Source organism: Actinophytocola sp. (assembly GCF_045807065.1).
Classification (GTDB): Bacteria; Actinomycetota; Actinomycetes; order Mycobacteriales; family Pseudonocardiaceae; genus Actinophytocola.
This window is the reverse complement of the sequence record NZ_JBJMIE010000607.1, coordinates 1-12,844: the sequence shown is the minus strand read 5'-3', so window position 1 is coordinate 12,844 and position 12,844 is coordinate 1. Positions and strand designations below refer to the sequence as shown.

Annotated in this window: 10 protein-coding genes; 5 read left to right on the top strand and 5 right to left on the bottom strand. The window is 68.5% G+C overall.

Translation table 11 applies throughout. The annotated features are described in order from the left end of the window. The 4 genes from ACJ73U_RS35425 to ACJ73U_RS35410 all read right to left on the bottom strand — a co-directional run. A partial coding sequence (locus ACJ73U_RS35425) for a hypothetical protein (protein ID WP_407782121.1) occupies positions 1–1,191 on the bottom strand: 1,191 nt, incomplete at its 3' end. A 491-nt stretch (positions 1,192–1,682) separates the two neighbouring features. Further along, positions 1,683–2,765, bottom strand: a complete 1,083-nt coding sequence (locus ACJ73U_RS35420; RefSeq protein ID WP_407782120.1) for an Lrp/AsnC family transcriptional regulator — start codon at positions 2,763–2,765, stop codon at positions 1,683–1,685. Between the two features lie 196 nt (positions 2,766–2,961). After that, positions 2,962–3,465 (bottom strand): hypothetical protein, encoded by a 504-nt coding sequence (locus ACJ73U_RS35415; RefSeq protein ID WP_407782119.1) that lies wholly within the window; start codon positions 3,463–3,465, stop codon positions 2,962–2,964. Between the two features lie 381 nt (positions 3,466–3,846). Beyond that, entirely contained in the window at positions 3,847–4,809 is a 963-nt protein-coding gene (locus tag ACJ73U_RS35410; RefSeq protein ID WP_407782118.1) for a DUF6461 domain-containing protein, read from the bottom strand. A 526-nt stretch (positions 4,810–5,335) separates the two neighbouring features. Here ACJ73U_RS35410 and ACJ73U_RS35405 point away from each other — a divergent pair. After that, the gene (locus ACJ73U_RS35405; RefSeq protein WP_407782117.1) at positions 5,336–6,460 is read left to right on the top strand and encodes a hypothetical protein; all 1,125 of its coding nucleotides are present in this window, start codon (positions 5,336–5,338) and stop codon (positions 6,458–6,460) included. 48 nt (positions 6,461–6,508) lie between these two features. Here the strand turns inward: ACJ73U_RS35405 and ACJ73U_RS35400 are convergent, their stop codons facing one another. Beyond that, positions 6,509–7,009 carry a hypothetical protein gene (locus ACJ73U_RS35400; RefSeq protein ID WP_407782116.1) on the bottom strand — a complete coding sequence of 167 codons (501 nt, stop codon included), beginning with the start codon at positions 7,007–7,009 and terminating at the stop codon, positions 6,509–6,511. A gap of 408 nt (positions 7,010–7,417) precedes the next feature. Between ACJ73U_RS35400 and ACJ73U_RS35395 the strand changes: the two genes are divergently transcribed. From ACJ73U_RS35395 to ACJ73U_RS35380, 4 genes are all read left to right on the top strand, one after another. Then, positions 7,418–9,076, top strand: a complete 1,659-nt coding sequence (locus ACJ73U_RS35395; protein ID WP_407782115.1) for a M28 family peptidase — start codon at positions 7,418–7,420, stop codon at positions 9,074–9,076. 422 nt (positions 9,077–9,498) lie between these two features. Next, positions 9,499–10,677 carry a hypothetical protein gene (locus ACJ73U_RS35390; RefSeq protein WP_407782114.1) on the top strand — a complete coding sequence of 393 codons (1,179 nt, stop codon included), beginning with the start codon at positions 9,499–9,501 and terminating at the stop codon, positions 10,675–10,677. Then, positions 10,674–12,023 carry an ABC transporter substrate-binding protein gene (locus tag ACJ73U_RS35385; RefSeq protein WP_407782113.1) on the top strand — a complete coding sequence of 450 codons (1,350 nt, stop codon included), beginning with the start codon at positions 10,674–10,676 and terminating at the stop codon, positions 12,021–12,023. The genes ACJ73U_RS35390 and ACJ73U_RS35385 overlap by 4 nt, the downstream gene beginning before the upstream one ends. Before the next feature lie 79 nt (positions 12,024–12,102). Further along, a partial coding sequence (locus ACJ73U_RS35380; protein ID WP_407782112.1) for a serine protease occupies positions 12,103–12,844 on the top strand: 742 nt, incomplete at its 3' end.

Below are 12,844 nucleotides of genomic sequence, written 5' to 3'. Positions count from 1 at the left end.
CGCCGGGTAACCGTTGCCGGTCATGTCCAGCGCGTAGTCGCCGGGACCGCGACGGCTGATGGTCAGGTCGAAGTCCACGCTCCACGCGCCGTGCTGCTGACCGATGCTCGGCACCAGTGAGAGCGCGACCGCCGGCAGTGTCAGGCCATCGGTCAGGACTGCCGACGCGGTGACCATCTCGCCGAAGGTCACGCCGTTGGTCAGCGGGTTGAGCAGGCTGACCCGGGCGTGCAGCGTGCTGTTGGTGGCGGCGCTGGGATCGACGCCGAACCGGTTGTCGTAGCGGATCTGGTCCCGAGCCGCGAACGCCGTGTCCATGTCGGTGCCGTCCGCGATCCGCAGCGCTGGCCGGTACTGGATGAACTGCGGCAGTGGCGCGGCCAGTTCCGAGTGCGTGACCGTCAGGGACACGTCACCGGTTCTGGTGTTCCAGGCGACGATGCCCCGCGACGACGCCTGCGGGCTGGGGTCGAACCCGCGGTTGTCGCCGCGCAGCAGACGGCCGGCGGCCTGTACGTCCGGGATGAACAGCCGAAACAGCACGATGCCGTCGTCGGACGTCGTCCCGGCCGTGCCGGCACCGTAGTCGCGCCACTGGTCGTCGCCGGTGGCGTGCTTGCCGCCGAAGGCGATGTCGTTGGCGATGGTCCAGTCCGGGTTGACCTGCGGGCCACCGGCGTCGGCGACCGAGTCACCTGAGTTCTGCGGAGCGGCACCGCAGGTGGGCACGGAGGCCCTGTCGGTGCGCAGGTATGTGGCCGATACGACGGCGACCTCGCCGGCCGGCACCGTCACCCCGGACACGCCCGTCGCCTGGTACCACTGGTTGCCGGCACCGCCCGCGTCAGTCCCGCCGAACTGACAGGTCAGCGCCACCTGGCTACCGGCCGGGATAGTGCCCACCACGGTGCTGGCGAGGTCGAACCGGGTCTGCCCGGCCGGCACCGCGTGCACATTGACGTTGGTGGTCGCGATTCCCGTGACCTGCGTGGTCTGGCTGGACCGCGGGATGATCACCGACTGCCGCTGCGCGGGGTTCTCGCCGCCGGCCACCAGCACGCCACCGGTCACGAACGCCACGGCGATGGCACCGACCAACCAGGCCGGCGCGACGCGGTGCACCCTCCGGTCACCCGCGGTCGCCGTCGAGGGCAGAGTTCGCCCTCGACCCAGGAAATTCGTTCGCATCATCGATCCCTCCTGATTGGCGGCGACTCGTGTCCGCCGCCCCATCAGTCAGGCTGTGCGATTGATGACCAGCAACATGGCGCTGGCCGTGGTGGTCAAATGGTCATCAATCGAGTCGCACGCCGGCGGCAGATCACGCCACGAACACCCGCTGGCCAACACGAACACGGACCCGTGCCGTTCGACCCCGTCGGGTCCCCACGACACCAGCGGCGCACGGTCGGGGTGGGTACTGCGTGACACCGATCAGGTGACCGGCGACGTCCCTCCGGGTGCCAATCTGACGACGGGGCGCTCGACCTGCTGCGCGACGGGGGCCGCCTACTCGAACAATGACCTGAACGGCAACACCGCTACCACGCTGGTCGACATCAACCCACGACCGCTCCGACCAGAGCCTCATCTGTACCCACCCCGCCTTCGGGGATCTGGTCGTGACCGGTTCGCTCACCATCGACGCGGGGCCCAGGCGCAATGCCGGTGGTTAAACTGGTTCAAGAACTGCCTGCTCGCATATCTTTCAGTAGTTTGTGTTCGGCGGCGACAGCTTCCTGGTTCGGCCACAGCGAGAACGGAACGGTTCTGATGCGCTGGCCTTCGGGGTTGAGGATGTTGGTCCCGAACTTTACGTTCCACAGGACTAGGTTGCGGGCGGTAATGACGAGTTCGGGTATTTGCCTGGCGAGGAGCGTTTCGAAGGGCTCGAGGGCCTCGGTGGAGTGAAGCCAGACGGTGAACATGAGGTTGTCGCGGCCGGTGAGTGTTCCGCAGAAGCGGGTTTCGCGGAGGTGGGTGATCTGGGTGGTGATCTGTGTGGCGTGGTCGGGGGGCATGGTTCCCCAGAAGTGGACGGCGATCGGCCAGCCGGACGCACACCGCGCGACGTCCAAGTGGCAGACGATGAACTTGGCCGCGTCGATGCGCATGAGGTGTCGGCGGACGCTGGTCGGGCTCAGGTCGGTGTCGCGGGCCAGGTCGGCCACGGGCTGGCGAGGGTTCGCGCTCAACGCGTTCATCAGCGCCAAGTCTGCGGCGTCGGGTCCAATGCCACATGCGGGCCTTTTGGGTCCCGTGGGAGTGTCGGCCAGCAGTGCGGCGTGGCGCGGTGCGGATAGCCTGTCGAGGCGCCAGCGACAGGCGACGGCGTGCAGGCTGGTGACTACGTGCACGTGGAGGGACTGAACGCCGTCAAGGCCGCCGATCCGGAACCGGAGGAAGCGGCCGAGGGAGATCTGGTCCGCGAAGGCGGCCATCACCACGAGATCATGAGACCCGGTGACGTGGCTGACGGCGACGACGTGCGGGTCGCCGGCGATTGCCGCTGCGACTGAGTGTAGTCGCATTGCGGCGCAGTCGATCTCGATGACCGCCCACGTGAAGGATGTTCTCGACAGTTGCACCGGAAGGCAGCTGAACCATGCCAGGCCCGACTCGGTGAGCCGGTCCCACCGGCGTGCCGCGGTGGAGGCGGAGACATCGAGCACCTGACCGACCTGCTCCCAGCTGGCCCGCGGTGATGTCTGCAGCACGGTGACGAGTAATCGGTCCACCTCGTCGAGATCAGCGGATCCACGCATGTGATCTCCCCAGTTTCGCCCTGTCCGGCGGTTCCCCCGACTCGTGCGTTCCTGCCGCTGGACGCTCCCCTTGTTCAGGTAGGTGAACGAAGCCAGCTATCAGATCGTTAGGGTACTCGCGGTCCGTACGGCCGCGAAGAAGATCATCGCGCCAGGGCAGCCGCCCTGATGATCGCAGGGCGGCTGCCGAAGTACCTCAGCGCGGCGCGAAATCGCCGGTCACGGTTCCCGTGCGGAACGTCTTCCACGCGCCCTGGCCGTGCGGGTCGAAGTAGGAGACCTCGACGAAGAAACTCTCCTGGGCACCCGCACCGGTGTTGATGTTCAGGTCGCCACGCGACAGGCCGGTGGTGATCAGCCGGACGCTGAGGCCGGTCGGTCCCGCCGATGGAGAGCCGCTCACCACAGCCATATCGGCGATGAACCTGCCAGGGGTCGCGAAGAGCTGGGCCTGCGTGTTCAGACCGCCGATATCCACGATCTCCTGGGCGTACCGCTGGGGCATCTTCGCGTCCAGGCCGACGTGCGCGTCCAGCACGTTCAGCGTGGGCTCGGTGAAGTTGAGGCAGGCGTTGAAGGTGATGCGGTCGAAGTTGCAGGCGAGGTCGGTGACAGCCGCGGACGCCGGGACGACCGCCTGTGGCAGCACCAGAGCCGCGACGGCGAGCGCCGTCCCCACGATCAGACGTGACAGTCGCATTTCTTTCCTCTTTCCGTCGTGATTGGAGAGGTCAACAGCATGCGACAGGACAATGCGCCGGAAACCACAACGCAGGGATCTCCACAATCACGATGATCACATGCATGAAAACACCGCTCCGGGTCGGATAGACGCTCGATTTGGTGACCGCATAGCGCCCTCGGACAAGCGGCGTCACCATCCGGCGAGGCGGCAGCGATCTCAGGCGACCGGGTGATGCCGGTCGCCATCGCATCGTCTGCTGTCCGACGGTGCTTGTTTCACCGTCCACCTGGTCCGGTAGGCACTCGCGCCGGGTCGGTCGGCTTTGGGTGCGCCGGGATCTGTATGCGGATCTCGTGGCCGCCTTCGGGATTTGTGCGCCCTTCCTGAACGGTGCGGTCAGTCGGCGTCCGGGCGCATCGACCGTGATGAGGGTTGGAGGGCGGCACCCAGTGCGACGGCGAGCCAGCCAAGGTCGAACGCGCGGCGGCGTTCGGTGTCGGTCATCCGGTGCCGGGCGTTGTGGTCGTTGGCCGACCGGCCGGCACGCCGGGACTCCGTGAGCCAGGTGCGGACGTGCTGGCCGAGGGGACTGTCGGGTGTGACCACCACGGGTGTCGCGCGTTCGGCGGCGCGGAGTGCCTCGGCGAGTCCTGGCGTGTCGTTCAGACCATGCAGATCGGTGAGCCGCCGCACCTCGGCGACGGGGTCGACGGGGCTGTCGTGGCCCGGTCGTGTCGCCGGTGGCTTGGGTGCGTCACTGAACCAGGGCTCGATGCGAGCGCTCGTCAGTGGACCGGTGAGCGCCTCGAGGGTGGGCAGGACACCGGTGACTTCCTCGGCGAGCCGAAGAGAACGGGTGATGGCGCCGTCGAAGTTGTGGTCGAAGCCGTCGTCGTCCATGGCGAAGCCGACGTCGAGCATCCGGGAGAGCAGGCGGTCCGGGTCGGCGCCGTAGCGCTGCGCGGGGAAGAAGGGGTCGAACTGTGTGATGAGCTCGCCGGCCGCCGCGTACGCGAAGGTGTGGGAGGCGTAGTCGTGGCGCAGCACGCACACCGCCTCGGTCTCGTGTGACAGCGCGGGGAGCAGCTCGGCACCCTGGAAGCCGCTGCGTTCGACCACGACGGTCCACGAGGCCAACCGCAACGTGGAGGCCATGGTGGGATAGCCGTCGTCGAAGTTGTCCAGGCGGTCCAGGTCGGCAGGTGTACGGGTGGCGACGCTGTCGGGCAGAGCGCCCATCCGCCGCAACACCTCGGTGTCGTCCACGGCCTTGACGAACGTGAGGCAGAAGATCTCGTCGAGCAGCATCTCGTCCTCGGGCGACGCGTCCGCCCAGGCGAGATCGTCCACGCCGGTCACCTGATCACCCCTCGGGTCCCGTCGGAGGCGAACGAGCCTAGCTGGTACCGCGTGCGCTCAGCGCGTGCGGGGTGAGGACACCGCGGTGCGGCCGTCGATCCTCGGCCATGACCAGCGGCGGTGGACATCAGAGGAGCTGCTCGCCATCGGAGTGAAGCATGCCCGGCCGTTCCCGCCAGGCACACCGCACGGCTCTCGCCATGGCCCGATCCGAAAGAAAGAGGTTGACTGCCGCAAGCCTTTGGTAGCAAGGTGGTCATGCACTGGGGGTGCCGACGGAAATTGATGTTCGTCTGCCGTTGTCGTGGCATTCCCCTGTGCCTTCTTACTCAAACCGTGGGGGTTTGTCATTGTGACGAGAACAAGAGTGAGAATCCTGGCCGTTCTGTTGCCGGTCGTGGCCGCGCTGCCAATGGCGTTGACAGCCCAGGCGGAGACCGTCACAAGTCCTTCCGCTTCAGGTAAGGACGTGCCGTGGTCTGGCGAGATCCAGGCCGCCGGAACGACTCCGGCGGTGGTGCGACTGATGAAGAACCAGGCGGCAGTCGACCGGGTCGCCGACCTGATCGAGGCGGCGTCGGCGGAAACCGGTGCCACATCGGGCATCGCCGGTCTGGTCGTCGACCCTGCCAACCGGGCGATCAACCTCTACTGGCACGGCAGCATGCCCGCCGCTGTGTCGCAGCAGATCGCGGCCGCCGGGGCGACGGGTATCGGCGTGCACGTGGCGCAGGCGCCCTACACGCGCGACCAGTTGCTGAGCGAGACGCAGCGGCTGGCCGCGCTCAGCACCGCGCGGTCCGCGGCCAAGGGCCCACACGTGGTTTCGGTATCTCCCATGCCGGACGGGTCAGGACTCGACGTCGGGATGAGCGGGGTGCCGGCGAACGTGTCGGCCGCCCAGGCGAGTCAGCTGGTGCCGTATCTCACCAGCCCTGTGCGGTTCACCGTCACGGGAGACGTTTCGCCCGAGGCCGACAGCCGACAGGCCGACACCGCACCGTTCTGGGGTGGTGCGCTGATCGTCCAGGGGAACACCGCGTGCAGCACCGGGTTCGGCGTGACCGGCAACAACGGGGCGGCGACGTACATCCTGACCGCCGCACACTGCGGCGAAGGAGCGTGGACCACCGGCACGGGCGACGCGGTCGGCAGCACGATTCCGGCGGGCGTGGACTGGGCGCATGACGGCGAGCTCATCCTGACCAGTGCCGGGGACGGGGTCTACGACGGGGACTCGATCGCGGGCGCGAACCAGTTCTTCAAGACCGTGGTCGGTGCGAGCGCGAGCCATGTCGGCGACTCGTTGTGCACCTCCGGCGCCTTCTCCGGAGCCGTGTGCGGCATCACCGTCGTCCGGATCAACGAGGCTCTGACGGTCGACGGACACGCGATGACCCTGGTCCGTGCCGAACAGGGCGGCCATGTCGGGGCGTCCGGCAACGGTGACAGCGGTGGTCCGGTCTTCAGCCTGGCCAACAACAACGCCAACGACGTGGCGCGGGGCACGCTGACCGCGCACGACTCCGGCACCAACGTGCCCTGCCAGGGCGTACCGACGGATGCCAACCGGACATGCGGCTGGCGGTTCTGGTACCCGGACGTCACCTTGCAGGCCAATGCCATCGGCTTCCACGTGAACGTGGGCTGACGACGGCGGGGCGGCGTGGTGGGGACGCCACCGCGCCGCCCATGGCTGTCAGTCGGGTACGACGGAGATCTTCTCCACCGACACCGTCCCCGCGCCATAGCGCTCCGAGAGCAGTGCCGACTCGTTCGCCGCGCCGCGCAGGGTCCCGACCCGTACCCCGGAGCCGTCGGGCATCGGTGCCACTGTCTGGATGCTGACCTGCCGCGTACCCCAGTACGTCCTGTCCGCCATGATCCGGTCCACCAGCTGCCGCATGGCGGCCAGCGAGAACTTCGCGTCCCGGAAGTCGACGCGTACCTGCCCGGACTTCGCGCGGACCGCGGCGTCCAGTGCGGGGTCCGGGCGGCGGTAGACAGTCATCACATGCCGCCGGTGGTCCAGCGACAGCCCCGCGTACGAGTCGGGGAACGTCTTCTCCAGCATCGGGCCGATCGTGTCGGCCGCGCCGAGCAGCGCCGGGTCGGTCGCCACCGATGTCGATGCCGGTGGCGAGGCCGGCGCGGAATCGGCCCCACAGCCGACCGACACGAACGACACACCTATCGTCACGGCGATCGCCATACCTCGTCGAAGCCCCACCTCGTATCACCCCTTCCCGGATGTCGTCCTGACAAGGAGACGGTACTGGGGGACGATCGGGTTGCAGGCCGCGTCAGGGCAGCAAGTCCCCGAGATCGGGCGAGCTTGCGCAGCACGCGGCGATCTCGCGGGTCGGGAATTCTTACGTCGGGTGATTCGGGCATGAGTGACGGTATGGGGATAGTGTGGTGGTCCGCCTGTTCAGGAAGCGAACAACAGGGTTTCGGGTACAGCTACACCGCGGAAGGACGATTCGACCGTGTGGCACGAATGAGTGTCTGGGCACGCGCTCGGATCAGTGGCACGGTTGGCCGCACAACTGGGGGCGAGCGCTGGTGGGTTGGGAGAGTGGGCCGAATGTCACGACGTCCTCGAGGATTGACACGTCTGTTCATGGTCCTGGTGGTGGCGGTCGGTCTCGTCACCGCCACGACGGCGCCGGCGGCCGCGGGCGCCGGCCACGGGCCTGGTTCAGCCGGCTGCGCCGACCGAGTCAACGACACACCCCGCAAGTTGTTGCCCTGTATCCGAACCGGTGATCTCTGGCACCACATGCGGGCCCTGCAGGCCATCGCCGACGCCCATCCGGGTGCCGACGGACATCCGTCGCGTAACTCCGGGGAGGCGGGCTACAAGGCTTCGGTGGACTACGTCGCCAGGGCGATGCGCAAGGCCGGCTACGAGGTCACGATCCAGACCTACACGTTCCTGTACTTCGCCTTCACGGGATCGCAGACGTTCCGTCAGCTGTCGCCGACGGCGCACAGCTTCACCCTCGGCGACGAGTGGGTTCCCGGCAACAGCACCGGATCCACGACCGCGGACGTCGCGCCCGCGGGTGGCATCGTCATACCGCCGACGCCGACACCCAGTTCGTCAAGCGGCTGTGCGGCGAGTGACTTCACCGGCTTCGTGCCGGGGCGGATCGCGCTGATCCAGCGCGGTGCCTGCAACTTCGGCGCCAAGGTCGTGAACGCGCAGGCGGCCGGCGCCTCCGGAGTGATCATCTTCAACGAGGGCAACCCTGGACGTCAAGGCGTGTTCGGCGGCGGCAGCCTGGTGGACGCCGACGGCAACCAGGTCGTCCCGACGATTCCGGTCGCGTTCACCTCGTTCGCGTCGGGCAGCGCTCTGCTCGACCAGTACAACCAGGCGGTCCAGGGCGGGACGGCGCTGCCGGTGATGAACATCAGCCTCACCGGGATCGTCAACCCGAACGCCAAGGACTACAACGTCATCGCCGACTCCAGGGGTGGCGACCCGAACCACGTCGTGGTCGTGGACGCGCACCTCGACGCGATCTTCGGCGCAGGCATGCTCGACAACGGGTCCGGCTCCGTGACGATCCTCGACATCGCCCAGATGATGCGCAAGGTCCACCCACGCAACAAGCTGCGATTCATCTGGTTCGGCGGTGAGGAACTGGGGCTGCTTGGTTCGAACTTCTACGTCAACAACCTCAGCCCGAACGAGCTGGGCAAGATCGGCTACGACCTGGACGCGGACGTGACCGCGACACCGAACTACGTGGTCGGCGTCCTCGACCCGGCCGGGGTGGACCTGTTCGGCCGCACCGTGTCGACGACGTTCCCGCCGCAGGTGTACCAGCCGTCACAGGTCGCCCGCGATCACGGCATCCGGTACTTCGACTCCATCGGGCAGAACCACATCCTGTTCTCACCGGTCGGTACGGACGCGTTCGTCTTCAACCAGGCCGGCATTCCGGCGAGCGGTGTGCTGACCGGGCAGGACTGCTGCAAGCTTCAGTCCGATGTGGACCTGTTCGGCGGCTCTCTTGGCAACTTCGAGGGAAACGTGCCGAGCTTCGACGGCGGTTGCGTCGACAACCCGTTCCGCTGGTGCGACAACCTCAGCAACAACGACCCGAACGTGATGACCTTCGTGTCAAAGGGATTCGCCAACATGGTCGTCAACATGGCCTTTGACACGACGGTGCTGTCCTCGAGCGGCACGCCGGCCAGCCGTCGTGCGCAACCGGCGCCGGCACCTGCCGGCAACGACACCCCGACAAGTTGATCCACGGCGCCCGGCACGGCGGCTCGGTCAGTCGCCGTCGCCGTGCCGGCCCGCGGGCACCTACCCGTGTCGTGCCAGACGGCGCGGGCACCGGACGATCGTCCACCACGCCCCGGCCGGCCCTGCCGCCGGTCGGATCGCCCAGCAGGGCGGACATGGCGAACGCAAGCGGCTCGTTGTCCGGCAGGACCGTGCTGATCGTGGTGAGAGCGGGTTGGTCTGAGTAGGCAGGAGCGCGCGGATCTCGTCGCGGCCAAGCAGCGGAGCCGGCAACTGGAGACGGAGCTGGAGATCCTGCATCACGGGTGCGGACGATGGTCGGGAACAGTTGGTGTTACGGCCAAACCACAAGAAGCGCGTGGCTTGTGCGCCTACCATGTGGTTCTGCACGGATGCTGGGACCTGCGAGGTGAGACCGTGTGATGACCGCGACCGCAGAGGCCGGCTCCGCCGTGCGTGAGCTGGGGCGGGGACTTTGGTTGCGCTTGCGCGGGCCGGACCGGAGTACGACCCGGCGGCTGCTGCTCGGGCTCCTCGCCGGTCTGCTGGTGTTGTCGGCCCTGGTGTTCGCCACCGGTCTGCTGGCGTTCACGCGGGTGCACGATACGGCGGCTGCGGTGCGGGACCGCTCCGTCCCCGTCGTCGGGGAGCTCGCGGTGGCGAGGTCCGCGCTGCTGCGTGCCGACCATGCCGCCATCACCAGTTTCACCACGGGAGGCGCGCAGCTTTCCGGTCCCGGTGACGAGTTCCAGAACCAGCTCGCGGTCGCGAGCCAGACGCTGACCAGGGTGGCTGAGCACAACGTGGCCGGCGACGCCGGCAGCAGCACGCTGCAACTGGTCGAGGGGTTGTTGGTGTCCTACACCGGCATGATCGGTCAGGCCGACGCGCACTTCCGGCAGCCGGGCGGTGCGGTTATCGGCGCGGTGGACCTGTGGAACGCCTCGCGGCTGCTGCACAAGCCGGACGGCGCGCTCGTGACCCAGCTCGACACGCTGATGGCGACTGAGCGGACGGCGTTGGATCGGCAGCTGGCCACCGCGAAGACGACCCCGGGTGCCGCCGTGGTGGTGTTCCTGCCGGTTGTTGCCCTGCTGGCCCTGCTGGTGGTGGCGAACGCGGTGTTCTTCCGTCGGTTCCGGCGCCGGGTGAACCTGTGGTTGGTGCTCGCCGGCGCCGCCCTGATCGCGCTGGCCGTGATCTCCTGGCGGGTGGCCGGCACACACGGGGATCTCGTCACCGTGCGGGGCGAGCTGTACAACCTCGTCGACGCGCAACGAGCGCGGGACGCCGCAACGGACGCGTCCGGGCAGCGCGCGTTGCGCGATCTGGTCGTCGGCACGGCGTGCGGTGATCCCGGCGGTTGCGGTGACACCCTGTCCCGGTACGTCGGCGAGGTGAACGCGTTGCGCGACCCCGGCCTCAGCATCAACGACGGCGCGCTCGCCGCGGAAGCCCGGGACGTGACCGAGCAGGCCGCGGCGGCGAGCGCCGACACCGCCCTGCTTCCCCTGATGTATGTACTGGCCGCGCTGCTGACCGGCGCGGTCGCGCTCGGCTTCCGCACCCCCCTCAACGAGTACAGGTTCCGTCCGAGATGAGAAGAACACTCCTACGCCGGGCCGCGGCCGCGCTGCTGGTGGTGCTGACGACCGCCGGCCTCCCCGCGTGCGAAGGCTCGGCGACGCGGGGCAGCGTGACCGTGCTCGGGCCGTGGCTGGACACCGGTCCCGGCTCCGAGGGGCGCGCGTTCAAGCAGGTGCTGGACGCGTTCACCGCCGACAGCGGCATCCGGGTCAACTACCAGGAGAGCCGAGCGCTGTCGCAGGTCCTGCTGTCCAGCGCGCCGGGTGGCACCGCACCGGATGTGGCGATCCTGTCCACGCCGGGCGACCTCGCCACCTACGCCCGCACCGGCAAGCTGCACCCGCTGGACGGGGTGCTCGACGACGCGCAGCGGACCACGTTCCGCGGACCGTGGTTGCTGCCCAGACACGACGGCGGCCGCGAGCACATTTACACCGTGCCGATCAAAGCGAACCTCACGAGCCTCGTCTGGTTCAACCCGGCGCGCGGACCACAACCGCCTCCCCGTACGTGGGAGGAGCTGGTGGCGTACAGCGACGCCGCGGCTGCGCGGGGCACCACTCCGTGGTGCATGGGTATGGGTGATGCGCCGATGTCGGGCTGGCCCGGCATCGACCTGATCGAGGACATCTTCGTGCACCGGTTCGGGCCGGACCTCTACCGGCGGTGGGCCCGGGGTGACCTGCCCTGGACCTCGGACCAGGTCCGCCAGGCGTGGATGTCGTGGGGCGCGTTCGCGACCGACCCGAGGTTCGTTCGCGGTGGCCCGCGCACGGCGTTGCTGACGGACTTCGAGGATGCCGGACGCCCGTTGTTCACCGACCCGCCGGGGTGCCTGCTCGAACACCAGGCGTCTTTCATCATGGGGTTCTACCAGGGTAAGGGATACCGCGACCTGCGCGACGGCGGCCCGAGACCCGGCGTCGACTTCGACTTCTTCCCGTTCCCGCCGGCCACGGGGAAGGGTCGGGTGTGGACGGTGTCCGTCGACCTCGCGGGGATGTTCAACGACACCCCGCAAGCCCGCGCCCTGCTGCGGTTCCTGGCCACCGACGAGGCGCAGCGGATCTGGCCGAGCATCCCCGGCGGCGCCGCTTTCACCGTGGACGAGCACATCGACCCCGCCGTGTACGGCGATGACCGGATCAGCGAACGCATCGCCGAGGTGTTCCGCTCCACCGACCCCCTGTGCTTCCACGTGGTCGACGTCCTGCCGGCGGCAATGCGCACCGCCTACTACCGCGCAGTGCTGGAATACCTCGGCAACCCGGGCCAGCTCGACCAACTGCTGCGCAGGCTCGACCAGATCAGGGCGGGAATACCACACGAGGAATGGCTGGATCTGCCGTGCGCACGGTAGGCGGAGGCTTGTTAGACCGAACGGGGAGAGTTCCGGGAATCGCCGCTGGCGTCGCGGAACTCCTTATACCCTCCAGAGAATGATCGCGGAACGGGGGCCGTTCCCATATGGGAGCGAGCTGTGGCGGGTGCGAGTGCGATCTCGTTCCGCTCCGCGCTCGGTCCTCGGTGCGGGGGTGCTGCTGGACCGTGAGCACGTGCTCACCTGTGCCCACGTCGCGATGGAAGCACCCGAGCTCGCCGTCGACATGGTGGGGCTGGACGCGGTGCCCAGTTCGGCCGCCCACATCGTCGCCGGGGCGTGCGTGCCGCCGTCGGCCGACGAGCGGCGCGGAGATGTCACCCTGCTCCGGCTCAGCGAGCCGCAGCCGAACGGGATCGGCGCGAAGCTGCGAAGGGTGGCGCTGACCTGGGACCGCCCGGTGCACGCACTGGGCTACCCCGACGGCCTGGACGTCGGGGTGTGGGCACGGATCACGCTCGCCGGGCGGGCCGGCGTCGAGTGGTTGCAGATGAACCAGCGCTCCCAAGGCGAGCAGCGGGTGCGGGCCGGCTTCAGCGGTGCCGGGGTCGCCGACGACCGGACCGGCGACGTGCTCGGGATCGTCGTGAGCGAGTACACCGACGCCGACGCGGGCCTGTCCTGGATGCTGCCCGTCGGGGCGATCGTCGCGCACCTGCCGGAGGTCTCCCGGTGGGTCGTGGGGGACGGCGGTATCGACCCGGGCTTCGACGGCCCCGTGCACGCCGTCGACCGGGCCGACCGGACCCCCGAGCTGGCCGACTGGCTGCGCCGCCGCTACGAGGGCGCCGCCGTGCTGG